The organism is Agrobacterium sp. 719_389 (genome assembly GCF_900188475.1).
Classification (GTDB): domain Bacteria; phylum Pseudomonadota; class Alphaproteobacteria; order Rhizobiales; family Rhizobiaceae; genus Agrobacterium; species Agrobacterium radiobacter.
In genome coordinates this window covers 227,238-253,206 of sequence record NZ_FYEM01000008.1, presented here as the reverse complement: position 1 = coordinate 253,206, position 25,969 = coordinate 227,238, and the positions used below count along the sequence as shown (strand labels likewise).

General features: G+C 60.6%; 28 protein-coding genes. 17 read left to right on the top strand and 11 right to left on the bottom strand.

Annotated elements, in window-relative coordinates; all coding sequences use genetic code 11:
* Nucleotides 1-1,626: a cisplatin damage response ATP-dependent DNA ligase gene (locus tag CFB10_RS16570; protein ID WP_020009592.1), complete on the top strand. Its 1,626-nt coding sequence runs from the start codon at nt 1-3 to the stop codon at nt 1,624-1,626.
* Nucleotides 1,627-1,800: 174 nt separating this feature from the next.
* A complete protein-coding gene (locus CFB10_RS16565) occupies nt 1,801-2,766 on the top strand; it encodes a S9 family peptidase (RefSeq protein WP_020009593.1) in 966 nt (321 codons plus the stop codon).
* A 38-nt stretch (nt 2,767-2,804) separates the two neighbouring features.
* Here CFB10_RS16565 and CFB10_RS16560 read toward each other — a convergent pair whose 3' ends face one another.
* Together CFB10_RS16560 and CFB10_RS16555 are read right to left on the bottom strand one after the other, a co-directional pair.
* A complete protein-coding gene (locus CFB10_RS16560; protein ID WP_020009594.1) occupies nt 2,805-3,587 on the bottom strand; it encodes a glycosyltransferase family 32 protein in 783 nt (260 codons plus the stop codon).
* 153 nt (nt 3,588-3,740) lie between these two features.
* Nucleotides 3,741-6,455: a heavy metal translocating P-type ATPase gene (locus tag CFB10_RS16555; protein ID WP_020009595.1), complete on the bottom strand. Its 2,715-nt coding sequence runs from the start codon at nt 6,453-6,455 to the stop codon at nt 3,741-3,743.
* Between the two features lie 166 nt (nt 6,456-6,621).
* Here CFB10_RS16555 and CFB10_RS16550 point away from each other — a divergent pair, with 166 nt between their 5' ends.
* Both CFB10_RS16550 and CFB10_RS16545 read left to right on the top strand, forming a co-directional pair.
* Nucleotides 6,622-7,530, top strand: a complete 909-nt coding sequence (locus tag CFB10_RS16550) for a L,D-transpeptidase (protein ID WP_020009596.1) — start codon at nt 6,622-6,624, stop codon at nt 7,528-7,530.
* A gap of 155 nt (nt 7,531-7,685) precedes the next feature.
* On the top strand, nt 7,686-8,411 hold the full coding sequence (locus tag CFB10_RS16545; RefSeq protein WP_020009597.1) for a L,D-transpeptidase: 726 nt from the start codon (nt 7,686-7,688) through the stop codon (nt 8,409-8,411).
* Nucleotides 8,412-8,607: 196 nt separating this feature from the next.
* On the opposite strand, the gene CFB10_RS16540 is transcribed toward CFB10_RS16545, so the two are convergent.
* Nucleotides 8,608-9,066 carry a MarR family winged helix-turn-helix transcriptional regulator gene (locus CFB10_RS16540; protein WP_020009598.1) on the bottom strand — a complete coding sequence of 153 codons (459 nt, stop codon included), beginning with the start codon at nt 9,064-9,066 and terminating at the stop codon, nt 8,608-8,610.
* 191 nt (nt 9,067-9,257) lie between these two features.
* On the opposite strand from CFB10_RS16540, the gene CFB10_RS16535 reads away from it, so the two are divergent.
* The 3 genes from CFB10_RS16535 (at nt 9,258) to CFB10_RS16525 (ending at nt 10,894) form a co-directional block, all read left to right on the top strand.
* On the top strand, nt 9,258-9,680 hold the full coding sequence (locus tag CFB10_RS16535) for an organic hydroperoxide resistance protein (protein WP_003509379.1): 423 nt from the start codon (nt 9,258-9,260) through the stop codon (nt 9,678-9,680).
* Nucleotides 9,681-9,789: 109 nt separating this feature from the next.
* The gene (locus CFB10_RS16530) at nt 9,790-10,173 is read left to right on the top strand and encodes an MbcA/ParS/Xre antitoxin family protein (protein ID WP_026363486.1); all 384 of its coding nucleotides are present in this window, start codon (nt 9,790-9,792) and stop codon (nt 10,171-10,173) included.
* Complete coding sequence (locus CFB10_RS16525) at nt 10,133-10,894, top strand: RES family NAD+ phosphorylase (RefSeq protein WP_026363487.1); 762 nt, start codon at nt 10,133-10,135, stop codon at nt 10,892-10,894. Before CFB10_RS16530 ends, CFB10_RS16525 begins: the two co-directional genes overlap by 41 nt.
* A gap of 40 nt (nt 10,895-10,934) precedes the next feature.
* Here the strand turns inward: CFB10_RS16525 and CFB10_RS16520 are convergent, their stop codons facing one another.
* The 3 genes from CFB10_RS16520 to CFB10_RS16510 form a co-directional block, all read right to left on the bottom strand.
* The gene (locus CFB10_RS16520; RefSeq protein WP_020009601.1) at nt 10,935-12,449 is read right to left on the bottom strand and encodes an ABC-F family ATP-binding cassette domain-containing protein; all 1,515 of its coding nucleotides are present in this window, start codon (nt 12,447-12,449) and stop codon (nt 10,935-10,937) included.
* A gap of 384 nt (nt 12,450-12,833) precedes the next feature.
* Nucleotides 12,834-13,256: a YciI family protein gene (locus tag CFB10_RS16515; RefSeq protein ID WP_020009603.1), complete on the bottom strand. Its 423-nt coding sequence runs from the start codon at nt 13,254-13,256 to the stop codon at nt 12,834-12,836.
* Between the two features lie 101 nt (nt 13,257-13,357).
* A complete protein-coding gene (locus CFB10_RS16510; protein WP_003522235.1) occupies nt 13,358-13,804 on the bottom strand; it encodes a MarR family winged helix-turn-helix transcriptional regulator in 447 nt (148 codons plus the stop codon).
* Nucleotides 13,805-13,953: 149 nt separating this feature from the next.
* Between CFB10_RS16510 and CFB10_RS16505 the strand changes: the two genes are divergently transcribed.
* The 3 genes from CFB10_RS16505 (at nt 13,954) to CFB10_RS16495 (ending at nt 16,079) form a co-directional block, all read left to right on the top strand.
* Nucleotides 13,954-14,682 (top strand): thioredoxin family protein, encoded by a 729-nt coding sequence (locus CFB10_RS16505; protein ID WP_020009604.1) that lies wholly within the window; start codon nt 13,954-13,956, stop codon nt 14,680-14,682.
* Nucleotides 14,683-14,709: 27 nt separating this feature from the next.
* A complete protein-coding gene (locus CFB10_RS16500; RefSeq protein WP_026363488.1) occupies nt 14,710-15,204 on the top strand; it encodes a DUF1579 domain-containing protein in 495 nt (164 codons plus the stop codon).
* Between the two features lie 95 nt (nt 15,205-15,299).
* Complete coding sequence (locus CFB10_RS16495) at nt 15,300-16,079, top strand: VOC family protein (protein ID WP_003509361.1); 780 nt, start codon at nt 15,300-15,302, stop codon at nt 16,077-16,079.
* 40 nt (nt 16,080-16,119) lie between these two features.
* Here the strand turns inward: CFB10_RS16495 and CFB10_RS16490 are convergent, their stop codons facing one another.
* Nucleotides 16,120-17,016 carry a LysR family transcriptional regulator gene (locus tag CFB10_RS16490; RefSeq protein WP_020009607.1) on the bottom strand — a complete coding sequence of 299 codons (897 nt, stop codon included), beginning with the start codon at nt 17,014-17,016 and terminating at the stop codon, nt 16,120-16,122.
* Between the two features lie 122 nt (nt 17,017-17,138).
* Between CFB10_RS16490 and CFB10_RS16485 the strand changes: the two genes are divergently transcribed.
* Genes CFB10_RS16485 through CFB10_RS16475 form a run of 3 tightly spaced genes read left to right on the top strand, consistent with a single transcriptional unit; the run spans nt 17,139 to nt 18,695 of the window.
* On the top strand, nt 17,139-17,861 hold the full coding sequence (locus CFB10_RS16485) for an SDR family oxidoreductase (protein ID WP_026363489.1): 723 nt from the start codon (nt 17,139-17,141) through the stop codon (nt 17,859-17,861).
* Nucleotides 17,862-17,871: 10 nt separating this feature from the next.
* Entirely contained in the window at nt 17,872-18,348 is a 477-nt protein-coding gene (locus CFB10_RS16480; protein ID WP_020009609.1) for a carboxymuconolactone decarboxylase family protein, read from the top strand.
* Complete coding sequence (locus CFB10_RS16475; RefSeq protein WP_020009610.1) at nt 18,345-18,695, top strand: Atu4866 domain-containing protein; 351 nt, start codon at nt 18,345-18,347, stop codon at nt 18,693-18,695. Before CFB10_RS16480 ends, CFB10_RS16475 begins: the two co-directional genes overlap by 4 nt.
* A 56-nt stretch (nt 18,696-18,751) precedes the next feature.
* Here the strand turns inward: CFB10_RS16475 and CFB10_RS16470 are convergent, their stop codons facing one another.
* A complete protein-coding gene (locus CFB10_RS16470; protein WP_020009611.1) occupies nt 18,752-20,323 on the bottom strand; it encodes a helicase HerA-like C-terminal domain-containing protein in 1,572 nt (523 codons plus the stop codon).
* A gap of 314 nt (nt 20,324-20,637) precedes the next feature.
* On the opposite strand from CFB10_RS16470, the gene CFB10_RS16460 reads away from it, so the two are divergent.
* Nucleotides 20,638-21,033 carry a hypothetical protein gene (locus CFB10_RS16460; protein WP_020009612.1) on the top strand — a complete coding sequence of 132 codons (396 nt, stop codon included), beginning with the start codon at nt 20,638-20,640 and terminating at the stop codon, nt 21,031-21,033.
* A 7-nt stretch (nt 21,034-21,040) separates the two neighbouring features.
* Here the strand turns inward: CFB10_RS16460 and CFB10_RS16455 are convergent, their stop codons facing one another.
* Complete coding sequence (locus CFB10_RS16455; protein ID WP_020009613.1) at nt 21,041-21,472, bottom strand: helix-turn-helix domain-containing protein; 432 nt, start codon at nt 21,470-21,472, stop codon at nt 21,041-21,043.
* 103 nt (nt 21,473-21,575) lie between these two features.
* Here CFB10_RS16455 and CFB10_RS16450 point away from each other — a divergent pair, with 103 nt between their 5' ends.
* From CFB10_RS16450 to CFB10_RS16440, 3 genes are all read left to right on the top strand, one after another.
* On the top strand, nt 21,576-22,334 hold the full coding sequence (locus CFB10_RS16450; RefSeq protein ID WP_020009614.1) for an SDR family oxidoreductase: 759 nt from the start codon (nt 21,576-21,578) through the stop codon (nt 22,332-22,334).
* Between the two features lie 70 nt (nt 22,335-22,404).
* On the top strand, nt 22,405-23,211 hold the full coding sequence (locus tag CFB10_RS16445; protein WP_020009615.1) for an AraC family transcriptional regulator: 807 nt from the start codon (nt 22,405-22,407) through the stop codon (nt 23,209-23,211).
* 180 nt (nt 23,212-23,391) lie between these two features.
* The gene (locus CFB10_RS16440) at nt 23,392-24,003 is read left to right on the top strand and encodes a LysE family translocator (protein WP_020009616.1); all 612 of its coding nucleotides are present in this window, start codon (nt 23,392-23,394) and stop codon (nt 24,001-24,003) included.
* A 26-nt stretch (nt 24,004-24,029) separates the two neighbouring features.
* Here CFB10_RS16440 and CFB10_RS16435 read toward each other — a convergent pair whose 3' ends face one another.
* The gene (locus CFB10_RS16435; RefSeq protein ID WP_020009617.1) at nt 24,030-24,857 is read right to left on the bottom strand and encodes an aldo/keto reductase; all 828 of its coding nucleotides are present in this window, start codon (nt 24,855-24,857) and stop codon (nt 24,030-24,032) included.
* A gap of 112 nt (nt 24,858-24,969) precedes the next feature.
* Complete coding sequence (locus CFB10_RS16430; RefSeq protein ID WP_020009618.1) at nt 24,970-25,896, bottom strand: bestrophin family protein; 927 nt, start codon at nt 25,894-25,896, stop codon at nt 24,970-24,972.
* Between the last annotated feature and the right edge of the window lie 73 nt (nt 25,897-25,969).

The following is a 25,969-nucleotide window of genomic DNA, read 5'->3' as shown; positions in this document are numbered from 1 at the left end:
ATGAAAGCCTTCGCCACCCTTCTCGATCGCCTCGTTCTCACCCCCTCGCGCAACGGCAAGCTGAAGCTGCTGACCGATTATTTCCGCGATACGCCCGATCCCGACCGGGGTTACGGGCTGGCGGCGATTGCCGGCACGCTGGACCTCAAAAGCGTCAAGCCGGCCCTGCTGCGCGAGCTGGTGCTGGAACGGATGGATGAAGTGCTGTTCCGCTATTCCTATGATTATGTCGGCGATCTGGCCGAGACCATATCGCTGGTCTGGGGCAATATCGGCGGCGCGGATGACGCTGAGGCTCAGGACCCGCGTCTCGGCGAAGTCGTCACACTGATGAATTCACTCGGCCGCACGGAGGTGCGCGGCGCGGTGCGCGATCTGCTCGACCGGCTCGATACGTCCTCGCGCTTCGCTTTCCTCAAACTTGCAACCGGCAGCCTGCGCATCGGCGTTTCGGCGCGGCTGGCGCGTCAGGCGCTGGCGGATTTTGCCGGGAAAGACATCACCGAGATCGAGACCCTCTGGCACGGGCTGACGCCGCCCTATACGCCGCTTTTCGCGTGGCTTGAGGGCAGGTCGGACCGGCCGGTGCTGGCGACACCAGCCATCTTCCACTCGGTGATGCTGGCGACGCCGGTGGCCGATGGCGATCTCGATGGGCTAGACCCGTCCGACTATGCCGCCGAATGGAAATGGGACGGCATTCGCGTGCAGCTGTCCCGCGCCGGTGGGACACGAAAACTCTATTCCCGTTCCGGCGACGATATTTCCGGCGCCTTTCCAGACGTTCTGGAGGCGATCGATTTCGAAGGCGTGATGGATGGCGAGTTGCTGATTGGCGGGACAGTGCGGTCCAACAATCTCACCCGCACCTTTTCCGACCTGCAGCAGCGGCTGAACCGCAAGACGGTGACGGCAAAGATGCTGGACGACTATCCCGCCTTCATCCGCGCCTATGACCTGCTGTTCGATGGCGAGAGCGATATCCGCGCGCAGACCTATCTGGAGCGCCGTGGCAGGCTGTCCGATATCATCGAACATGCCCCGCATGACCGTTTCGACCTGTCGCCGCTGATCGGCTTTTCCAGCTGGACGGAGCTCGACACGCTGCGTGCCGCGCCGCCCGATCCTGTCATCGAGGGCGTGATGATCAAGCGCCGCGACAGCACCTATCAGGCCGGCCGCGCCAAGGGGCCATGGTTCAAGTGGAAAAGAGATCCCTATAATATCGACGCTGTCATGATGTATGCCCAGCGCGGCCACGGCAAAAGATCGAGCTATTATTCCGATTTCACCTTCGGCGTCTGGGCGGAAGGCGAGGGTGGCGAACAGCTCGTACCCGTCGGCAAGGCCTATTTCGGCTTCACCGATGCGGAGCTGGAGGTGCTGGACAAGTTCGTTCGCGACAACACCGTCGAGCGCTTCGGCCCGGTGCGGGCGGTGCGCGCCACGCCGGATTTCGGTTTCGTGCTTGAAGTGGCCTTCGAAGGCATCAACCGCTCTACCCGCCACAAATCCGGCGTCGCCATGCGCTTCCCCCGCATTGCCCGGCTGCGCGCCGACAAGCTGCCGGCGGAAGCAGACAGGCTTTCGACGCTGGTCGCGATGATCGATGGCGCGGAGGGGTAGGGGGCTGCGCCGCTTCCCTCATTACCGTGACTAGTGCAGGAGCAAGGAAAGTGTTTTGTCCAGAAATTGCCATGATGGCTGCGAATACATTGTTGTCATTCGCGAATCCGTGATTGGACAGCCTCCCGCCGCAGTGTTGAACTGCTGATACAACCATCCTCGTCAGGTGAACATATGGCAGACAAACGCTTTCTTTCCTCACCCTTCGGACAGGAAGAGAGCTGCTTGATCTCGCCGGGCATGACGCGGCGCAGAGTGCTGGCAGGCGCCATGGGACTGTCAGCGGCAGTTATCCTGCCGCCCGCCGTGAAAGCGGGCATTCCCACACCCGAAGTTTTGCCGCTGGAAAGGCAGGATTATGCGGAGGCCCGCCGACGTTTCCATACCCATCTGCTGCGCAAGATGGCCGCGCCAGAAAAATCCTCGGCGCTTGGCACGCCGCCAGGGGCGGAGCGTGTCACCTATTCCGGCGGGCCGGATGGCTCGATCGAACTTGTCGCCTGGCTCTCCCACTATCAGCCGTCAAAAACGCTGAAACCCGCCGTACTTTTTCTCCACGGCGGCAACGCCACCGGTGACGGCCACTGGGCGCTGATGAAGCCCTATTGGGAGGCGGGCTTCGTCGTGATGCTTCCATCCTTTCGCGGCGAAAACGGCCAGAATGGCAATTATTCCGGCTTTTACGACGAAACGGCGGATGCGCTGGCGGCGGCGACCTATCTGGAAAACCTTCCCGGCATCGACAGGAAGCGGTTCTTCATCGCCGGCCATTCCAATGGCGGCACGCTGACGCTTCTGGCCGCCATGAGCCGCAAATTCCGCGCCGCCGCGCCCATATCGGCAGGGGTCAATTCCTGGCGTTATTTCAACCGCTATAGTGACGAGATCTGTTTCGACGAAACCGACGAGCGCGAGTTCATCATGCGCTCTTCCGTCTGTTTCGGCCCCAGCCTCAAATGCCCGGCGCTGCTTTTACGCGGCACGGAGGAGCGGCCCTTCGATGCCGATCACCAGCTTTTTGTGGACCGCGCCCTGACATCCGGCTTCAAGGTCGATAAAAAACTGCTGCCCGGCAGCCATAATGGCGTGGTTCCGGGCGCGGTGGAAGAAAGCATCCGCTTTTTCAATGGTTTCGTCTAAACGCGATATTGCGCGGCTGCTTGCCGGCGCATGGCGTCCTAGTTTTTGACGATGGACGTCTTGGCCTGCTCGGCCCACCATGCGCCGTCTTTTTTGTCGGCATATTGCGCGCGTTTGTTGGTGAATTGCCCCTGCGTGCACATTTCGCGGTAATTGCGAACCGGCAGCCCGAGTTCCTTGACGACGGCATGCACCACCGTCGGACCCGTCATGTCATAGACGCTGACGAGCGTTCCCTCTTCGATATTCTGGGCAATACGATCGGCCATCAGCCTCAGCGCCGGGTGACCGGGTTTCGATGCCATGAAGTAATTTGTGATTTCGCCATTTTTCATGGCGATGAAAACGGCGTCTTCATCCGCGCCGATCACATCTTCCGGGCGGGCCGCAAAGTTGGAATCGATATCCAGATAGATGCCGCCTTCCTGCAGAAGAACCAGAATACGCCAGAAATCCGCCTTGGCGGCGCCGACCTGCAATCGACGGAAGGCATCGGCATAACGTCCGGGAAAATGCCGGTCGATATAGGCCTGGCACGCCTCGTCATCATGGTAGCGATATTCGAATTCCGGCGTCAGCCAGCGGTTGAACAGGAAATTCGCATAGATCGGCGTCGTTACCCGGTTGGAGTAATTCGTCTGCCAGATGATGCGCGGAATGGCTTTTTCCGATTTCGGGCTGCGTCTGGCAGGCTGATACTCCGGAAGCGTCTTTCTTCTGCCGGGGCGGATGAAGAGATCGATGGAGAAAACAACCTTGACGATGTTGCCGCCGATCTTGATCGCGCGGTACGCAATGCGGTTATAGCCAGTTTTAACCAAGTTCAGCGCTCCTGCGCGTGGAATCGTTTGTCACGCGCGTGGAAAACGGCGGCACGCGGTATTTATTGGACGCAATTAGTTTGTCAATACGCTGAAAATGAGACCGGCCGAGCCCGGATTAACGAGGCTCGGCCGGTTTGGGAGGGGCTGCAATCAGGCTTTGTTGCGGTTGAAATATCCAAGCAGCCGCATGGCGTTTGCGGTGACCAGAACCGTAGCGCCCGTATCGGCGAAAACGGCGAGCCACAGGCCGGAAAGGCCGGTGACGGTCGTCACCAGAAACACTGCCTTCAGGCCGAGCGCGATCGTCACGTTCTGGCGGATATTGCTCATGGTGGCGCGTGACAGGCCGATGAGGCGGGCGGCATCGCCGACATTGTTGCGCATCAGCGCCGCATCCGCCGCTTCCATCGCCACGTCAGTGCCCGAGCCGATGGCGACGCCGACGCTGGCCGCCGCAAGGGCCGGCGCATCATTGATGCCGTCACCCACCATCACCACGGTCTTCTTTTCGGCAAGCTTGCGGATTTCCTCGACCTTGTTCTGCGGCAGGAGTTCGCCGCGCGCCTCAAGGCCCAGCTTGTTGCCGATGGCCTTTGCCGTGCGGGCATTGTCACCCGACAGCATCAGCGAGGAAATGCCCATCTCCTTCAGCGCTTTCACACCTTCGGCGGCATCCTTGCGCGGCTCGTCACGCATGGCGAAGAGGCCGCTTGCCGCCCCGCCGACTATCACGACGGCCACCGTCTTGCCTTCGCTCTCCAGCGTGGAGATGCGGTCGGCCAGTTCCTTGGAGACGGTGCCGACTTCGGTTGCAAAGCGCGGCGCGCCGATGAACAGGTCTTTTCCGCCGACATTGCCCTGCATGCCGCGACCGGAAATCGCCTTGATGTTGGAGCCGGGCAGGGGCTTCACGCCGAGCTTTTCGGCATGATTGACGATGGCGCGGGCGAGCGGATGGCTCGATTCATGCTCGATGGTCGCGGCCGCCGCGATCAGGCCGGCCTCGTTGCCGTCAAGCGCCACAACGTCAGTCACGACGGGTTCGCCAAGCGTCAGCGTGCCGGTCTTGTCGAAAGCGACGGTTTCGGTGCGCGCCAGCATTTCGATGACCGCGCCGCCCTTCACCAGCATGCCGTGGCGTGCCGCAGCCGAAAGGCTGGAGGCTATGGCCGCGGGAACCGAAATGACCAGCGCGCAGGGGCAACCGATCAGCAGCAGGGCGAGACCGCGATAAATCCACGTATCCCAGTCACCGAGGCCGGCGAGCGGCGGCACGATGATGGTGAGCACGGAGATCGCCACGATCAGCGGCATGTAATAACGCGAGAAGCTCTGGATGAAGCGCTCGGTCGGGGCACGCGCATCCTGCGCTTCTTCGACAAGCGTGATGATGCGGGCAATGGTGTTGTCTTCCGGCGCGCGGTCGACGCGGATGCGCAGCGAGCCGTCATGGTTGATCGAGCCGGCAAAGACGCGTGCGCCCTTTTCCTTGGCGACGGGAATGCTCTCTCCGGTCATCGGCGATTCGTCGACGCTGGACTGGCCTTCCATGACAACGCCATCGGCGGCGATACGGTCGCCAGGACGCGCCACGACCACCTGACCGATGCGCACCTGATCGGCGGCAACCTGCCGAAGCGCACCGTTTTCTTCCACCAGCGCCGTCTTCGGCAAGAGCGAACCGAGCGCCTTGATGCCGGAACGTGCGCGGGCGGCGGCAAAGCCTTCCAGCAATTCACCGACGGAGAAGAGCAGCACGACAATAGCCGCCTCTTCCGCCTCGCCGATGATGATCGCGCCAATGGCGGCAATGGTCATCAGCATCTCGATGGTGAAGACCGCGCCGAAACGGGCGGCATTGAAGGCATTCTTCGCGATCGGGAAAAGCGTAACCAGCGTGGCGATGATGAAGGCATAACCGCCCCATGCGGGGAAGGTCAGTTCCGCCGCATAGGCAATGGCGACCAGAATGGTGCCGGTGAAGGTGTTGCGCGCCTTTGCGGTGCGCCACCAGACGCCTTTTTCATCCGCGCCATGGGCATGCCCCACTTCCGCGGCCTGCGCTGCAGACACCGGAGCGGAACCATGCGAATGGCCTGCATGGTCGTGGCCGGAATGATCGTGACCAGAATGGTCATGTTTGGAGTGGTCATGATCATGCCCGCTGCAGGACGCGTGATCGTGCCCGGAATGGTCCTGATCTGAATGGTCATGATCCGAATGGTCGTGGTCGTGGTGATGCCCGCCGCACGACCCATGGTCATGGTCGTGATCCGCCACTTTTTCGCGCGCGGTCTTTTCCTGCGGCAGCAGGGCCGGTTTAAATCCGAGCTTGCGCAGCGTGTCTTCGATTTTTTCGACCGGGGTTTTGTTCTCGGCCAGCGAGAGGTTCAGCCGTTCGCGGGCAACCGAGACCTTGACGTCGCCAACGCCGGGCAGGCGGGAAAGCGCGGTTTCGATCTTCGCGGCGCAGCTGCCGCAATCCATGCCGCCGACCGAAAAGGTCAGCGCATTGTTCTTGTCAGCGGCCGTTTCTGCCTCGTCATGGTGGTGACCGCCGCAGGAGGAATGGTCGTGATGATCGGCCTCGACCTTTGCCTGGGGAGCCTTTTCGCGCGGCAGCAAAGCGGGTTTGAAGCCAAGCTTGCGCAGCGTGTCCTCGATTTTTTCGACCGAGGTTTTCTGTTCGGCCACCGAGAGGTTCAGCCTTTCACGGGCAACCGACACCTTGACGTCGGCAACGCCGGGCAGGCGTGAGAGCGCGGTTTCGATCTTCGCCGCACAGCTGCCGCAATCCATGCCGCCGACCGTAAAGGTCAGTTCCTCCGATTCCCTGTTCAAACTGCCGCGTGTCGAAATATTCATGGTTTCGCTCCTGAATTCCAGTCGACAGTCAATCTGGCACCTCTAGCAACTAGAGCTTCAAGAGGAAAAATGCGGGGTTTCGATTTTTTTTGAAAAACCGACGCCAGCTTCGCGCCAGCCGCACGGTTCATCATGTCGGTAGATTGGATTCCATGAAGCGGTTCAGATGATAGCACTCCTTTTGAAAAATGGTCGCCGGGCGGCCTCTCTGGTCGGGCTTGCGCTGCTGCCTCTCATGAGCGGCTGCCTTTTCGTGACGGATACGACCCGGATGGACCCTGACGTCTTCGTCAGGGAAACGGCGCCGGTGTTCAATTTCAACTCCGTCAGTTCCAATCGCCAGCCGGAACTGCCGCCGCAGCCGGGCCAGCTTTCGACGCGCCCGCCGGATCTGTTCAGAACCCGCTTCCATCAGGAATACGGCCCGCCGGTGCGCGGGCAGGGGCTCAATGCGCCGCAGGTGCAGGGTTTTAACGCGCAGCAGCCGCAGGGCCAGACGATGGCCTATGGCCTGCCCGTCTCCAACCCGCTGCATCGGGTCATGTATGGCCCTATCCGCGACGAGGACCGCTCGCTGCCCGCCATTCCCTATGGGCGCATCGATCCGCGTTATCTCCGGCAGGAAGTCAGTTACCAGACGGCGGAAGCGCCGGGCACCATCGTCGTCGATACAAGGCAGCATTTCCTTTATCTCGTGCAGTCCGGCGGCAAGGCGATCCGTTACGGCGTTGGGCTGGGGCGTGACGGTTATGCCTGGTCGGGCCGCGGCAAGATCCAGTGGAAGGCGAAATGGCCGCGCTGGACGCCGCCCGATGAAATGGTCAAGCGCCAGCCGGAACTCGCCTCCATCTCCGCCGCCAATGGCGGCATGACGCCCGGCCTCAACAACCCGCTCGGCGCACGCGCGCTTTATATTTTCAAGGACGGCAAGGACACGCTTTACCGCGTGCATGGCACACCGGACTGGCAGTCCGTCGGCAAGGCAACGTCCTCCGGCTGCGTACGCATGCTCAATCAGGATGTGATCGATCTTTACGAACGCGTGCCGCAAGGGGCGCAGATTGTGGTTATCTGAACACGTTCTAAAAGAAAGAGATATGGGACCCATTCCGCCAGCACCTTGTGACTGGCTTTTAGCGGTCGGTTAACTATTTTCGCAATACGCATGACACGGAACAAATGACGTACAACAGCGATATAGCCGTTCGAAATGTGGGACAAACCGGCCTTATGACAAGCACCGACACAGATCTTTCCAGACGCACCTTCCTTTCCCTTCTTGGCCTCTCCTCCGCTTCGCTTCTCGCAGGCTGCGCCTCATCGGGCACGGGAGACGCCATCCGCCAGCAGGCGAGCGCCATCGGCACCGATTTCCGGCAGATGTTTTCGCCGGGCGTCAGCGATGCGGAACTGGCCGTCATGTACGGCTCGGTTGAGGATGGCGGTTACGTCATTCCCGCCGTACCCTATCAGAAAATCGACCGGCGTTATTACCGCCAGCGGGTTGTCGATCCGACTGGCGAGCGCCCGGGCACCGTTGTCGTCGATACACGCTCGCGCTTCCTTTATGTCGTGGAGCAGGGCGGCAGCGCCATGCGTTACGGCGTCGGCATCGGCCGCGATGGTTTCGCCTGGTCGGGCGAGGGCGTCATCCAGTGGCGTCAGAAATGGCCGAAATGGACCCCGCCGGATGAGATGGTCGCCCGCCAGCCGGAACTGGTCAAATATTCCTCCAAGAATGGCGGCATGCCGCCGGGCCTGAAGAACCCGCTTGGCGCGCGCGCCCTTTATATCTTCCAGAACGGCAAGGACACGCTTTACCGTCTCCACGGCTCGCCGGAATGGAATTCCATCGGCAAGGCAGTCTCTTCCGGCTGCGTGCGCCTGATGAACCAGGACGTCATCGACCTCTATGACCGCGTGCCGCAGAAGGCCCGTGTGGTGGTCTGGCAATAAGCCGAAAACGTTTCGAATAAAAAGGCGGCCCTGGGCCGCCTTTAATTTAAGGAAAACCTGTCCCATACTCGACGTCATCCTCGGGCTCGTCCCGAGGATCCAATTACGTCGCACTAAATCAATACGTTGCAGATGCTCGGGACAGGCCCGAGCATGACGGCAGAGAGATTATCAGCCCTTGCGACTTGCCGGAGGGTTACGGACGGCTGAGACTGTCCTTAAGCGCATTCACCCGGTCGCGAATCTGCACCAGTTCCTCCAGCCCGCAGCCGGTGGCGCTGCCGATCGCCGCCATGATCTTCACGCCCTCTTTTTTGAGGTTCGCGCCCTTGGGCGTCAGGGCCACCAGCACCTGCCGCTCATCCACGGTGCCGCGCTTGCGGGTGATCAGCCCCGCATGTTCCAGCCTTTTCAGCAATGGCGACAGCGTGCCGGAATCAAGGCCCAGCATTTCGCCAAGCGCCTTGACGGTGGACGTCTCCTTTTCCCACAGCGCCATCATGACCAGATATTGCGGATAGGTCAGCCCGATCGGGTCGAGCAGCGGTTTATAGGCGCGTGTGAAGGCGTGTGCCGCGCCATAAAGGGCAAAACATATCTGCTGGTCCAGCCTCAACAGGCTTTCCATCTTCTTCTCGTCGCCCTCTGCGTCCATTTTCGTGCTCCAAAATCAACCGGGGAGGGAACAATCAGCCCCCGCTTTCGGTTCCTGCCGCATGGATGCGCGGCGAAATTTCGTGAAAATTATCGCAAAAAACGATTTCGTATTCAACGTGCAAAATTATATTGCGCACAATTAAATTGTTCGCTATAAGAACTCAACACCAACCCGAAGGAGTAAATGTCATGCCCATTCTTTACACGACCAAAGCATCCGCCACCGGTGGCCGCGCCGGCAACGCCAAGTCGGAAGACGGCGTTCTCGACGTTACGCTGACCGTTCCGAAGGAACTGGGCGGCGATGGCGCCCGTGGCACCAATCCGGAACAGCTTTTCGCAGCCGGTTATTCCGCCTGCTTCCTGGGCGCGCTGAAATTTGTCGCCGGCAAGGAAAAGGTAAAGATTCCTGAAGACACCACTGTGACGGCAACCGTCGGTATCGGCCCGCGCGAAGATGGCGGCGGTTTCGGCATCGAAGTGTCGCTGAAGGCAAATATTCCGGGCGTCGAGCGCGAAGTCGCCGAAAAGCTGGTTGCTGCCGCTCACATCGTTTGCCCTTACAGCCACGCCATGCGCACCTCCACGGAAGTGCCGGTCTCGGTGGCCTGATCCAATCCGCGTGAGCAATTCCATGTGAGCAATGAGGCCGGGTTTATCCCGGCCTTCTTGTTTGTGGAAAGAAATATGCTATATTCTTTCCAAGGAAAGGATGTGCGCCATGAATATTCACGCCAAGACCGCCATGGATCCTGCTTCGCAGGGCAGGGTCGTCACCAAGGCCGTTATGACCGCTGCCGAGCGGCTGGGCCTTAATGCCGCCCGTACGGCGGATATTCTCGGTGTTTCCGCCCCTACGGTGTCGCGCATGAAGCGGCTCGATTTCCTGCTGGAGCCGGGCGCCAAGTCTTTCGAGCTTGCGGTGCTGCTGATCCGGGTTTTCCGTTCGCTGGATGCAATCGCCGGCGGCGACGAGGCGGTAGCCAAAAACTGGCTGCGCAATCACAATACGGCGCTTGATGCCGTGCCTGCCGAGAGGCTCACCACCATTACCGGATTGATCGATGTCCTCTCCTATCTGGACGCCCGACGCGCTCCTGTCTGAAAAACGCGCCGCATCGGGAAAATACTGGCGGCTGGTGGAAGCGCAGCATCAGGTATCCACCATGAAGCTGGTGGATACGGTGGAGGAGCAATCGCTGCTGGAAGATATTCTGGAGGCGAGCAAGAGGCCGTTTCCGCCGGAATGCGCCGGTTTCGACTATCTTCTCGCCACGCCCTTCCGTTATGGCGCTGCCTATCCGCATGGCTCGCGGTTCCGCCGGGCCGGGTTCACCGAGGGCGTTTATTACGCCGCCGCGAAGGTGGAAACGGCGCTTGCCGAAATGGCCTTCTACCGGCTGCTGTTTTATGCGGAATCCCCCGGCACGCCGCTACCCGCCAATCCCGCCGATTATTCCGCCTTCGCCGCCCGTATCGCCACCGATGCGGCGCTGGATTTGACGGAACCGGAACTGAACCGCGACGAGGAGCTGTGGACCGATCTGCAAAATTACGAGCCATGCCAGGCGCTGGCCGAGCAGGCACGTCTGGCGAAGATCGAGACGATCCTTTACCGCTCGGTGCGCGATCCCGCTGGCGGCCTCAATATTGCGGTCCTGTCGCCAAAGGCCTTTGCCGAAAAAATGCCGGTGGAGCGGATGAGCTGGCGCATCCGCCTGTCGAAAACCGGGGTGCAGGCGCTGTGCGAATTTCCGATGCGCAGGACGGGGTTTGCGGTCTCGGATTTCGCCGGTGATCCACGCCTCGCCAGCCTGTTGGGCTGACGGGCGTTTTGCTTGTTTTACCTCGGCCCTTTGAGGACAATCAAGCCGAGGCGAAAAACGCTTCGGGATCGTCGACTTCCACCAGCCTGCGCTTGTTGATCAGCCAGAAACGGGTTCCGACCGCCCGCACGAAACTTCTATCGTGCGAGACGAACACGCAGCTGGCCTCACGGCTGATGATTTCCGCCTCCAGTGTTTCCTGCCCGTCTATATCAAGATGGTTGGTGGGCTCGTCCAGCAGGTAGAAATTCGGCTCCGCCAGCCGCAGCGCCAGCATGGCAAGCCGCGCCTTCTGGCCGCCGGAAAGCGTGGCGATGCGGCGTTTCTGCATCTCCATGTCGATCCCGGCACCCGCGAGCAGGCCATGAATGCGCTGATCGCCAATATCGAAGCGACGGGTCATGAACGCCGCCGGCGTGCTGTCGTCGTCGATTTCGGCAAGCGACTGATCGACATATCCGGCCACCAGCGAGGGCGTGGCCTTGACGCCCTCCTGTATCTGGCCCGCGCCCGAGACCGCCGCCTGCAGAAGCGACATCAGCCGCGTCTTGCCGACGCCGTTGCGGCCGAGAATGACAATGCGGTCACCCTGGCGGACAAATTGCCGGCCGGTGCGAAACAGCAATGTTCCGTCCGGCGTCGAAACGGGGACATCTTCCAGCGTCACCAGAACCTTGGCATGGGTGCCGCGATTGGCGAGCTGGATCTTGCCGACGGAGCGCTCGGCATGGGCGGGCCGCGCCTTCTCCTCCAGCTTTTCGGCGCGCTGGCGCAATTGTTTGGTCTTGACGGTCAGAAGATCGCTGCCGGAGTTGATGCCGATATTGTTAAGCTTGGCGGCCTGCCGGCGCAATTGCTGCGCGGTTTTCATGTCGCGCTGGAAACGCCGCTCATCGGCGGCATCCTCCTCTTCCAGTGCTAACCGCGCATGGCCGTAGGGCAACCGGAACAGCGCCGAATTTTCCGGCCGCAGGAACAGCGTGGTCTTCGTGACATTGTCGAGAAAGGCGCGATCATGGCTGACGATGATAACTGCGGTATCGCGCGGCAATTCAGCGAGCCAGTTTTCCAGCACGTTGATTTTTTCGAGATCGAGATGGTTGGTCGGCTCATCGAGCAGCAGGACGTCAGGCTCGGTGATCCATGCCCGCGCCAGCATGGCCAGCCTCTGCCAGCCGCCGCTCAGCTCTTTCAGGCGGCGCTCGCGGAACGGCTCCGGCACCAGCATCGCGTCGAAAATAATGTCGGCGCGCCAGCTTTCACTGTCGATCGTGTCCGCTGGGAGTGCGGAAAGCACGGCGTCCCGCATCGTCTTTTCCATCAGCGGGGAGGGCAGATGCTGGTGGACGATGGACTGCGTCAGCCCGCGCAGCCGGGTGATATCGCCGCTGGTGGCGTCCAGCTCACCGGCAAGGCAATTGAGCAGGGTGGATTTGCCGCAGCCATTGGCGGCGACGATGCCGATGCGATCCCCTGCATTCACGGTGAGGCTGAGATTGGAAAAAAGCGGCTTGCCCAGAATGATTCCGAGGTTTCGAAGCGTGATGATGGTCATAATTTGTCTCTGGCGAAACGGACCCGCGACGAACCGTGGTCTGCGGCAATGCAGTACGGGGTTTCGGTTCGGGATGATCCGTCGTGAAAACATGCGCAACGGCAGACAAGCTGCATTCTGCGCGGCCTTTTGGGCAAACCAGAGTTTTGGTGTTCCGGTCAGCCCTGCAAACGCGTCTGCAGGGCAAAAAGGTGGCAGAGCTGACGATTGCGCCAGAAGCAGGAAATATCCATGCGAAGCCTCCTTTCTTGAAACGGATTGAACCGCTCCACCATTAACAGCGGTGGTTGTTCGAGGCAATGGCTTTTGAAGCGGGGTGCCGTGCGGGAGAATGCGGCAGGCCCGCACTCTCATGTTTCAATCAGCTCTCGACCTTGAGCGGCTTTATTGCTTCGCGACACGCGCGCGCAGCTCTTCAACATGGGCGGCGATTTCAGGCGTTACGACATCGCCGAAATCCTCCATTTCGAACATCGGGCGGATTTCGATCTCGCTGCGCTCCAGCATCGGGTTCGGGCAGCGTTTCACCCATTCCACGGCCTCGTCCATGTCCTTCACCGTCCAGATCCAGAAACCGGCAACCAGCTCGTTGGTATGCGGGAAGGGGCCGTCAACGACAGTGCGGCTGTCGCCGTCGAAAATGACCCTCTTGCCCTTGGAGGAGGGGTGCAGGCCGTCACCGGATTGCATGATGCCGGCATTGACCAGTTCCTCGTTGAATTTCCCCATTGCCTCCATCAGCTCGGTCGTGGGCATGACGCCATCTTCGCTGCTCTTGGTGGCTTTTACAAAAACGATTGCACGCATGATCTTTCCTCCTTGATCGCGTTGTCCTTGTAGTTTCGCTCCCCGGCACGACGGCCGGATGACATTCTTGCGCACAAAAATGGCGTTATGCCGTCATCCCGTCAGCCGAGATCGATAAGGTCGCGGCGCAGCCGGTCAGGATCGCCGCTGCCGATGCGGGCCTCGATTTCGGCATGGGTCTGTTCCCAGATGGGGAAGGCGGCGGCGAGCACGGCCATGCCATCAGCCGTCAGCCGCAGCCGCTTGCCGCGCTTGTCTTTCGGGTCCTGCTCGATGCTGACCAGCCCGCGCCGTTCCAAAGGCTTCAGCGCCGCCGTCAGCGTCGTGCGGTCCATGGCCAGAAGATTGGCGACCGGTCCCATCGGCGGCGGCTCCGGCCGGTTGAGCGACATCAGCAGCGAAAATTGCCCATTGGTGATCCCGACCGGCTTCAGCGCATTGTCGAACAGCCGCGCCAAGGCCCGCGCCGCACGCTGCGCATGCAGGCACAGACAGGCGTCCCGCACGAAAAGAGTTGTCGAAAAAGGAATCACGCTGGCGTTTGACATGGGATAAATATGTTGATATCAACCTAATTAGTCAAGCGGAACTTGATGTCTCGCGGACTGTTAATTGCCTTTCAACACAGAAATAGGCGGCGCCCTGCGTTAAAGCGGAGCGGCGCCGTGGTGAAAGACGGATCCAAGGAGGAAAGATCATGTCTCATCCCGTCGTTTCGAAAGAGGAGTGGCTTGCGGCCCGCCGCGATCTGCTGGTGAAGGAAAAGGAACTGACCCGCGCCCGTGACAAGCTGAACGAGGCCCGGCGCGCGTTGCCCTGGGAGGAGGTGACGAAGGAGTATATTTTCGACGCGCCTTCCGGCCCCAAATCGCTACAGGAACTGTTCGGCAACTGCAGCCAGCTGATCGTCTACCACTTCATGCTGGCGCCGGACTGGGAGGAGGGCTGTGTCGGCTGCTCCTTCTTTGCCGATCATGTCGATGGCGCGCTGATCCACCTCAAGCATGGCGATGCGGGTTTCGTCGCGGTGTCGCGCGCGCCGCTTGAAAAGATCGAAAGCTACAAAAACCGCATGGGCTGGAAATTCCCGTGGGTTTCCGCCGAAGGCAGCGATTTCAACTATGATTATCAGGCCTCGTTCCGCGACGAGGATATGACCAAAGGCGAAATCACCTATAATTACCGTGACATGGCGCCCTATGGCGACCTGAAGGACCTGCACGGCATCAGCGTTTTCGCCAAGGGCGATGACGGCAAGATCTACCACACCTATTCCACTTACGCCCGCGGCGCGGAGCAGACGCTCGGCACGCTGATGCTTCTCGATCTGGTGCCAAAAGGCCGTAATGAAGAGGAGGTAATGGATTGGGTGCGCCGTCACGACCAGTATGAGGACGCACCGAAGGCCGCTTCCTGCTGCCACTGAAAACTGACGGACGAGGAGGAAACGAAAATGGAAATGGAAATCGCCAAGCCGCAGAAGGAACATGAATTCCTGAAGAGGATCGTCGGAGACTGGGTCATGACCTCCAGTTCCGGTCATGAGGACTACAATGCCGACGACCCGTCGCAGCAATTCACCGAGACCGTCCGCTCCATCGGCGGTTTGTGGATCATCGGCAACGGCACCGGCAAGATGCCTGACGGCACGGATATGACAGCCGTGATCACGGTCGGTTTTGATCCGGCCAAGGGCAATTTCGTCGGCACCTGGGTAGGGTCGATGATGACCAATCTCTGGGTCTACAAGGGCTGGCTGGAAGAGGACGGCAAGACCCTGACGCTGGAAGCGGAAGGTCCCGCCTTCGATGGTTCCGGCGGCACCGCTACCTATCACGACGTGCTGGTGCTGCATGATGATAATCACCGCAGCTTTTCCGGCAGCGTCAAGCAGCCGGACGGCACATTCAAGACCTTCATGACATCGGAGTTCCGGCGCAAGGCCTGAAGCCCGCCGGAATTTCACCTGAGCACCAGCGCCGCCGCGTCCCGCGGCGGGCAATGGCCGAAACACACCCGCCAAACCCTCCATAGGAGACGACAATGTCCGATACACATGGAAAATTCATCTGGGTCGAATTGATGACGCCCGACATGGAAGCGGCAGCCCGCTTTTATGGTCACGTCGTCGGCTGGCAGACCAAGGATTTCGGCTCGCCGGAAATGCCCTATCTGGTGCTGGAGGCCGATGGCAAAGGCATGGGCGGCGTCATGGAACTGACCGACGAGCACAAGGGCCAGGGCATTCCCCCGAACTGGACCGCCTATGTCGATGTCGACGATGTGGACGCTACGGCGAAACAATTCGCCGAAAAGGGCGGCGCGATCAGACGTCCCCCGCAGGATATTCCCGAAATCGGCCGCTTTGCCGTGGTTGCCGATCCCTTTGGTGCGGTGCTCTGTATCATGACGCCGCTGCCGATGGAAACCGGCGGTTTCCCCGAGGATATGCAGGAAAAGCAGGGCCATGTCGGCTGGCATGAACTCTTCACCGATAATGTTGATGAGGCCATGGCCTTTTACGGCGACGTGTTCGGCTGGACCAAGGATCATGATTTCGACATGGGCGACATGGGCCCGTACCGCATCTTCGCCTACAAGGGCAAAGCCGTCGGCGGCATAATGAAACGCATGCCGCAGGTCCCCGTCTGCCATTGGGGTTATTACTTCAATGTGGATGGTATCGATGAAGCCATTACCCGCGTCAGCACCGGCGGCGGCAAGGTCGTCAACGGCCCGATGGAGGTTCCCGGCGGAAGCTGGATCGTCAATTGCGTCGATCCGCAGGGCGCCTATTTCTCGCTGGTTTCGCAGAAGAAATAATCCTGTTTTCTGACGATCTGCCGGAGCCCGCTCCGGCAGATCACCGCTCTCTCGACAGGCGGACGTGATCGATAAAGGCTCGCAGTTTCGGCGCAAGGTTACGACGGCTGGGGTAATAGAGATAAAATCCTGCAAAGGTCGGGGAATGGTCCTCCAGCATGGAAACGAGCTGCCCGCTCTCCAGATAGGGGCGGAACGTTTCTTCCATGCCGAATGTGATACCCGCACCGGCGCAGGCCAGCTTGATCATCAGCTGCATGTCGTTGGTGGTGAAATCAGGCTCCACCGCTACCGCGAATTCGCGGTCGTTTTCGGCAAATTCCCACCTGTATGGCGCGACACCCGGACGGGCTCGCCAGCCGATACACCTGTGCTCTATCAACTCGCGGGGCTGCGTTGGCAGACCGAAGCGGTCCCGATAGCCAGGGGAGCAGACGGCGAGCTGCCGCTGCGGAGCGGAAACCGGAACGGCGATCATGTCCTGCGCGATCAGTTCTCCAAGGCGCACGCCAGCATCGTAATGTTCGGCGACGATGTCGAACTCCTCATCCGTCACGACGATATCAAGCTGCACCTCGGGATGCATGTCCGCAAAGCTTGCAAGCAATGGGCCGGATAAAAATCGCTCGGCTATCGAGGAAACCGCAAGGCGCAGCTGCCCGCGCACGGCGCCGCTCAGGGAAGATGCAGCATTGGCTGCCTGGACGAGATTGCCGATGGATGGCGAGACGTCCGCATAAAGCTGCTGCCCCGCTTCCGTCAGGCTGACGCTGCGCGTCGTTCGCTGCACAAGCGCTATTCCCATTGTCTCTTCAAGCTTGCGGATGGTCTGGCTGACGGCGGACCGGGTTATGCCGAGCCTGTCCGCGACGGCCCGGAAGTTGCGCTCCTCGGCAACCATGCAGAATGTCGAAAGGGCGTTGAGATCAATGTTCATTGTTTAGAAAAACTATCCATTGAGGTAATTATTGAGGCGGTTATCACGACAATGCCCAAGCTTTATCTTGTCCGCAACGGTCGCTTCCAGAAAAAGCGGGCCGTAACACCAAGGAGAAAGCCATGACATTGAACAAAGTCGTTCTCATCACAGGTGCATCGAGCGGGATCGGTGAGGGTATTGCAAGGGAACTGGCCGCTGCGGGAGCAAAGCTGGTGCTCGGTGCGCGCCGCATGGACCGCTTGCAGTCGCTTGCCGGAGAATTGCGCGGGAAGGGCGTCGAGGTCACCATCCATCCGCTTGATGTTACTGACAGACAGAGTGTCGAGGCCTTTGCGGAGGCAGGGCGCAAGGCTTTCGGGCAGGTCGACGTCATCGTCAACAATGCCGGCATCATGCCGCTATCGCTGATGTCGTCGCTCAAGGTCGATGAATGGGACCGCATGATCGACGTCAACATCAAGGGTGTGCTTTATGGCGTCGCCGCCGTTCTACCCGAGATGACCGCCCGTTCTTCCGGCCATATCATCAACATCGCCTCCATCGGTGCGCTCGCCGTTTCGCCCACGGCTGCCGTTTATTGCGCGACGAAATTTGCGGTGCGGGCGATTTCGGACGGGCTGCGGCAGGAAAACCACGACCTGCGGGTTACCTGCATTCACCCCGGCGTGGTGGAAAGCGAACTTGCCCACACCATCACCGATCCGGCCGCTGCGGAGCTGATGCAGACCTATCGGGCCATCGCCTTGAAACCCGACGCCATCGGCCGCGCGGTGCGTTACGCCATCGAGCAGCCCGATGATGTCGACGTCAATGAAATCGTCATCCGACCCACCGCTGCCTGAGGAGGCCGACATGAAAGCGATTTTTCCAACCGTGCTTGCGATTGCCACGCTTGCGGGAAGTGCCGCCGCCATCGCCAATCCGCAGCAACTGGATGACAGGCTGAGGCGTGGCGATGACGTCGTCCGCAACCTCAACAATGGCCGGCCCCAGGCCAATCTGGAACGTTTGCGCCAGGAGTTTCCTTTCCTCGCCGAAGCGACCGAAGGTTACGCGCTGGGGGAGGTGTGGTCGCGGCCGGGATTGGACAACCGGACCCGCCAGCTGGCCGCCGTTGCGGTCATGGCGGCCCTTGGCGAGCGTGATCTGATGAAGGTCCATGCCGGTTATGCACTCAATGTCGGCGCAACCGACGAGGAACTGAAGGAAATGATCTATCTGATCACGGTTCCCGCAGGTTTTCCCAAAGCCATCGCCGCATCCCGGACGCTGGCTGAGCTGTTCGAGGAACGCCGCGACAACGCTGCATCGGGAGGGCAAAGGCAATGAATATTGTTTCGACATCGGTTGCGCTTCTGCTCGCAACGGCTTCCGCCGATACGGGCTCCCGCAAAGCGAATAACGCCATGGACATGAACATGACCGAAACGGCTCAAATCCAGAACCACCCTTACATCGGCATGTGGGTCACCGGCGATGGCCATGTTCGTCAGGAGCTTTTGCCCAATGGTCGTTATGACGAGGCGCGGGGCAACCGCAAAAGCGCTTATCAGGGGCGATATGAGGTGAAGGGAAACCATATCGACTACTGGGACGATACCGGTTTTACGGCCGACGGCGAATTCGTCGACGACATCCTCTATCACGGCGGCATGATCTTCTATCGCCAGAAGTAGTAGCTGTGCCAATCAAGCGCCGCCCGCCCCATCGGGAGCGGGCGGCGTGCCTGTTTCTATCGCTTCAAACTACCCAAAATCCCGCGCACGATGGCGCGGCCGACGGATGTGGCGACCGAACGGGCCGCACTTTTCATCGCCGCCTCGATCACCGTTTCGCGCTGGTAACCCGTGCGGCGGGCGCCGCCATTGCGGGAACCGGTGGTGGAAGCCTGCGTGGGTTCGTCGCCGAAGCCCGGCAGACGCCAGCGGCCGGAAGCAGTTTCGGACTGGTTTGCGGCATTTTCCTCTTCCGCACGTTTGGCGGCTTCCGCGTCCGCCGCCTTCTGGGCGCGGGCGGCGAGGATTTCGAAGGCCGATTCCCGGTCGATATCCTTGTCGTATTGGCCCGCGACAGGGCTCACATCGATCAGCGACCTGCGCTCCGCATCCGTCAGCGGTCCGACACGGCCGGAAGGCGGGCGCACGAGGGTGCGCTCGACGATGGAGGGTGCGCCCTTGTCATGCAGGGTCGAGATCAGCGCCTCACCGGTGCCGAGCGTGGTGATGGTGTCGGCAGTGTTGAAGGCCGGGTTCTGGCGGAAGGTGTCGGCCGCCGTGCGCACCGCTTTCTGCTCGCGCGGCGTATAGGCGCGAAGCGCATGCTGTACGCGGTTGCCGAGCTGGGCAAGAACGGTTTCCGGCACGTCGAGCGGGTTCTGCGTCACGAAATAGACGCCCACGCCCTTGGAGCGGATAAGGCGCACGACCTGTTCCACGCGTTCCACCAGCACCCGTGGCGCATCGTTGAAGAGCAGATGCGCCTCATCGAAGAAGAACACGAGACGCGGCTTTTCCGGGTCGCCCACCTCAGGCAGTTCTTCGAAGAGTTCCGAGAGCATCCAGAGGAGGAAGGTGGCGTAAAGGCGCGGGTTCATCATCAGCCGGTCGGCGGCAAGAACCGAAATGGTGCCGTGCCCGTCCGTGCCGACGCGCATGATGTCGGCGATCTTCAGCGCCGGTTCGCCAAAGAAATTGGCCGCGCCCTGCTGTTCGAGAACCAGCAGCCCGCGCTGCAGCGATCCGACCGAGGACTTGGAAATCAGGCCGAACTGGTTGGAAAGCTCCGTTGCGTTTTCGCCCATATAATTCAGGAGCGATTGCAGGTCTTTGAGATCGAGCAGCGGCAGCCCGCCCTGATCGGCGATCTTGAAGGCGATGTTGAGCACGCCTTCCTGCGCTTCCGAGGCATCCATCAGCCGGGCGAGCAGCAGGGGGCCCATTTCGGCGATGGTGGCGCGCACGCGATGGCCTTTTTCGCCGTAGAGATCCCAGAAGATGACGGAGGATTTACCGTAGGAAAAATCGGTGAAGCCGATCTGCTCGACGCGTTTCTGCACCCAGTCCTTGGCTTCGCCTTCCGCCGCGATGCCGGAAAGGTCGCCCTTGATATCGGCGCAGAAAACCGGCACGCCGGCCTTGGAGAAACCTTCAGCAAGAACCTGCAACGTCACGGTCTTGCCCGTTCCCGTCGCGCCGGTGATCAGGCCGTGGCGGTTGCCGAATTTCAGTTCCAGATATTCGCCCTTGTTCAGGCTGTCGTCCGGATTGCGGCTGGTCCCGATATAGAGCTGTCCGTCCTGCAACATCGACCATTTTCTCCTGCGGCTGATGCATGACCCTTAAAATCGCGCCGGATTTTGCAAAAGTCATGTCCGAATTAAAAGCGTAGCTGGCATGCGATGACCGTTCCTCGCGAAAGCGGCCTTTTCATAGTTTGGTTGTGATGATCTTATAAGGACAGTTTCAAGGCGCAACAACTGCTTGATGCCGATGAGGAAAAACCGCTTGATGAAAGTTGCCGCACCTGTTCGTGGCCGCTTGAATGCAGCATGAGATTGTTTTACGTTGACGTTAACGTCAGTTATTCGATGTTGGCGTCGTTTTTCAACAGGAGGCAAGAATGAACGAAGTCGTGGATCAGATCGCCGTAAAGGCGGGGATCGACCCTGAACTGGCTGAAAAGGCCATTGGCATGATTCTCGGTTTTCTCCAGCGCGAGGCCGCAGACGGCCCGATCGCGCGGATGATCGAAGCCATTCCCGGCGCCAGCGATCTGGTGGCGCAGTATAATGGCGAGGGTGCCGGCGGCGGCGGCGGTCTGCTCGGCGGCCTGATGAGCGCCATCGGCGGCGGCGGCATCATGGGTCTCGGCCAGCAGCTGATGAGCCAGGGCCTCGGCATGAGCGAGATTTCCACGCTCGCCAAGGAAACCATCTCCGTTGCTCGCCAGCATGCGGGCGATGAGGTTGTCGACCAGGTGATCGCGTCGGTTCCGGGCCTCAGCCAGTTCGCCTGAGGCGAAACTACTCCATAGCGGGGCGCGGCGGCTGTTCATTGAACAGGCGGCGCGCCTCTTCTATTTCGGCATGGTGCGTTTCCGCCCATATCCAAACGCCGCAAAAGGCGCTGCCCAGCGTGCGGCCGAGGTTCGTCAGAGCATAATCCACATGCGGCGGAATGACGGGGTGCACGGTGCGGCGCACCAGCCCGTCGCTTTCCATCTGCCGCAGCGTTTTCGTCAGCATCTTCTGGCTGATGTTGCCCACCAGCCTGCCGATCTGCGTGAAGCGCAGCGTGCCGTGCTCTTCCAGCACTTCCAGAATGAGCATCGTCCATTTGTCGGCCACTTTGGCAATGATGTCCTGAACCAGCGCCTCTATCACCGGATCGGTATCCGTGGGCGGGGGAACCTTGCGCCGGTTCTCGATGGCCGGGTCGGCCGCGTGCCGTTTCACCTTACACTCTCCATTGGGTAAGTATAAATCTTTTAGGTGCCTACTTTCGATTGGAGAGTATCATAGCTAACTTCCTTTCAGCCAACAAGCAAAGGATGTTCCAATGAAAATCACTGATAACACCATTCTCATCACCGGCGGTGGTTCGGGCATCGGCCGGGCGCTGGCGGAAGCGTTTCATCAGGCAGGCAACAGGGTCATCATTTCCGGCCGCCGCCAGGCCGTGCTCGACGAGGTGACGGGCGCCAACCCGGGCATGGCCTCGATGGTGATGGATGCGACGGACGCCGCAGGTATTCGCGCATTTGCCGAGGCGCTGGTGAAGGCCCATCCCACCCTCAACGCCGTCATCAACAATGCCGGCATCATGCGGCCGGAAGACATCGTCGCGGCACCGGATTATCTTGATACGGCCGAAGAAACCGTCGCCACCAATCTTCTCGCGCCCATCCGCCTGACGGCGGCGCTTTTGCCGCATTTCCTAAAGCAGCCCGCCGCCACAGTGCTGACTGTCTCCTCCGGCCTCGCCTTCGTGCCCATGGTGCTGACCCCCACCTACAGCGCCACCAAATCGGCCATCCATGCCTATTCGGTTGCGCTGCGCGAGCAGTTGAGGGAGACGCCGGTGGAAGTCATCGAAATCGTGCCGCCCTATGTGCAGACGACGCTGATGGGTGAGGGGCAGGCGAGCGACGAAAGGGCGATGCCGCTCGAGGCCTTCATTTCCGAGGTGATGGATATTCTTGAAAATCGCCCGGACGACAAGGAAGTGGTGGTGGAGCGCTGCAAACCGCTGCGTTTTGCCGCGCAGAACGGCAATTTCGATCAGGTCTTCGCCATGATCAACCATATGCATCCGTAAACCGCAAAGTCTGTTGCGACCGGACGTCCTGTGATAGCCTCGCGCTCTTATCCGCGGAGCGCGTGCTTTCATGGGCCAAGCCCAGTTCCTGATGTCGAAAACCGTTCTGCCCGGTGTCTCCGCCGTGGTGGCGGATAGCGATCGTTCTTTTCCGCGCCACATGCATGATCAGTTCGGCATCGGCCTCATCGAACGCGGCGCGCAGAAATCGCTCTCCGGCCGCGGTATGGTGGAGGCCGGCGCCGGCCATGTCATCACCGTCAATCCGGGCGAGGTGCATGACGGCATTCCGCTTGGGGAGGGCGGCCGCGCCTGGCGGATGCTTTATCTCGACATCGATATCGTCCGCGACGCCATCGCCGATGTCTGCGAGAAGGATCGAGGTTCTTTCGAATTTGCCTATCCCGTCGATGCAAGGCCGCTAGCAGCTCGGTTCTGCACAGTCTTTTCTGCGATGACCGCAAGGCAGCGGCCGGGCGAGACCCTGCATGGCGACGAGGCCCTGCTGATGCTTTTGGCGGATGCCATGGAGGTGGCTGCCAAATCGCGCGAAACTACTGCGCTCAACAGCATAAGACGGGCGAAAAGCAGCATCGATGACGATCCCGTCCGGCCGTTCCGCCTCGCCGATCTGGCGAGCGAGGCCGGCATGAGCCAGTTCCGTTTCCTGCGGGCTTTCGCCAAGGCGACAGGCCTGACGCCGCACAGCTATCTTCTCCAGCGGCGCGTGCATCTGGCCCGGCATGCGCTGGCCAGCGGTACGCCGCCTGCCGAGGCGGCCTTTGCCGCCGGTTTTACCGACCAGAGCCATTTGAACCGGTTTTTTGTGCGGCAATTCGGCGTGACGCCGGCGGTTTATCGGGCGGCGTTTTCGTAGATGCTTTCTCCGCCCTCATTCCTGTGACAAGCACAGGAATGAGGGAGAGTGGGTTGGCCCAGCCCCTCAGCCTGCTATTACCGCGCGAGCCTTCGAGCATCAGTTCTGCAATTTCATCCAAGACGCCCACCCCACGCACCATCATGCTCCTGTCCTCCACCCACAGGACATACCCGCACCATGACACCCGAATTCCTCATCACATCCTTCATCGTCGCCGCTTCTCCGGGAACCGGCGTGGTCTACACGCTGGCCGCCGGGCTCTCGCAGGGGGCGAGGGCGAGCGTGATTGCGGCCTTTGGCTGCACCCTCGGCATCGTGCCGCATCTGCTCGCCGCCATCACCGGTCTTGCCGCCATTCTGCACACCAGTGCGCTGGCCTTCGGCGTCGTCAAATATCTGGGGGTCGCCTACCTCATCTACATGGCGTGGAACACGCTGCGGGAAGACGGTGCGCTGAAGATCGACGATACCAGGGAACCCCAGAGGACCGCCCGTGTCATCGGCGAGGCGATCCTCATCAATCTGCTGAACCCGAAACTGTCGATCTTCTTTTTCGCCTTCCTGCCGCAGTTCATCGCACCGGATGAGGCTTTGCCGACATGGCGCATGATCGACCTCGGGCTGGTCTTCATGGCCATGACGTTTCTGGTCTTTGCGCTTTATGGCTGTTTTGCCGCCTCGGTCCGGCGGCAAGTGATGTCACGCCCGGCGGTTCTCGCCTGGCTGAGGCGCAGCTTCGCCGCCGCCTTTGTGGCGCTGGGGGCGAAGCTGGCCCTGACCGAGCGGTGAAACCCGAACCGGACTGCCCCGCCGGCTTAGTCGTCCCAATCGGGCGCGAGGTGGCCGGGGCTGACGATGCGGCCGTTCGGTTTGGCCAGCGCGTGGATCGCCTGCATTTCCTCTTCCGTCAGCGCGAAATCGAAAATGTCGAAATTCTCGTTGAGGCGGCTTTCGGTCGCCGTCTTGGAAAGCGCCACAATGTCCGGCTGCTGCACGGCCCAGCGCAGGGTCACCTGTGCGGCGGTCTTGCCGTGTTTTGCGCCGATGTCCTTCAGCACGGGATCGTTCGGCACCTTGCCATCGGCCATCAGATAATAGGCCGTCACCGACATCCCGTGTTTGCGCGCGGCCGAAATCACCTTCGTCTGGTCGAGATAGGGGTGATATTCAATCTGGTTGGTGGCAAGCGGCGTGTCAGACAGTTTCACCGCCTCTTCGGTCAGCGCCACGTTGAAGTTGGAAATGCCGATATTGCGCGCCTTTCCGGCCTTGCGCACCGCATTCAGCGCGCCCATGCGCTCGGCAAGCGGCACATCGCTTTTTGGCCAGTGCAGCAGCAGCAGATCAACATAGTCAGTCTTCAGTTTTGCAAGGCTTTCATCGACGGAAGCGAGAAAATCGTCGTGGCGAAAGCGATCCACCCAGACCTTGGTGGTGAGAAATATATCGTGCCGGGAAATGCCTGACTGAGCGATGACCTCGCCCACGGCCCCCTCGTTCTTGTATATCTGCGCGGTATCGACGTGGCGGAAACCGAGTTTCAGCGCCTCCGGCAGAATGCGCCTGACATCGTCTTCTGGAATGCGGAAGGTGCCGAAACCGAGGGCGGGAATATTCGCGCCATTGGCGTTGACGTGATACATGGGATGTCTCTCCTGTTTGCTGAAAACATGGTCGGCGGCAGATGCCGGGCGGGGAAGCCGTCCTTCATTAACTGGTGTCCGCGCAATCGGTTTCAACCCGGCGGCGGCGATATCACATCAGCACGTAATCCACCGGGCGCGGATCGGCCGGCAGATCGGTCTCGCCCATCGCCTCGCGCAGATTGATCTCGATGGTGGTGGCGAGCGAATTGATCGGCAGCGCATTGAGGCCGGCGCCGAATGGGTCTTCCAGCTCGTCGGACAGCGCATCGAGACCGAAGAACGTATAGGCGATGAGCGTGGCGGTAAACGGCGTGGCCCAGCCGAGCAGATCGGTGAAACCGAACGGCAGCAGCAGGCAGAACAGATGCGCGGTGCGGTGAAGCAGCAGCGAATAACCGAAGGGAACCGGTGTCTGGCGGATGCGCTCGCACGAAGCCTGCGCCGCCCCCATCTGCTGCACGGTGGCATCCAGCATCTGTAGCTGGATATCGCTGATCTGCCCCTTGCCATGGGCGGAGATAACGGCGGCGGATATTTCCCGCAGCAGCTTATCCGGTTTGTTGCGGCTGCGCGCATAGGCCTCTGAAATGTCATCCGGAATGAGGCGGGATGCGGTGGCGGTCGCATCCCCGGGGCGAAGGTGCGAGACCAGCGCGTGGCAGAAGGCGATGACAAGATCGGTGATCCGCCTGCGGGTCACGGGATCGGCTACATCCTGCCGGCTTTCCAGCATTACGGTCTGGCGCGAAAGCGTGCGGGCGACGGTGATCAGCGCGCCCCATTGTTTGCGGGCTTCCCACCAGCGGTCGTAACAGGCATTGGCGCGAAAACCGAGGAAGACCGAAAGCGCGATGCCGAGCAGCGAGAATGGCGCGCCGTTCAACGCCGGCACCAGATCCGGCCGGTCCTTGTGCGCCCAGACGACCAGCGTCGACAGCAGGAACACCGCAAGCACCTGCGGGAAAATGCGGACGATGATGGAACCGCGCACGATGAGGAAAAGCTGCAGCAGGTTCGGTTTTGGACGAACGATCATGGCGGAAACTCGAAATGCCTGTGGCGGGTGAGGGGGCGTGAAAATCCCTGGCCTTATCTACATGATGGCGGCG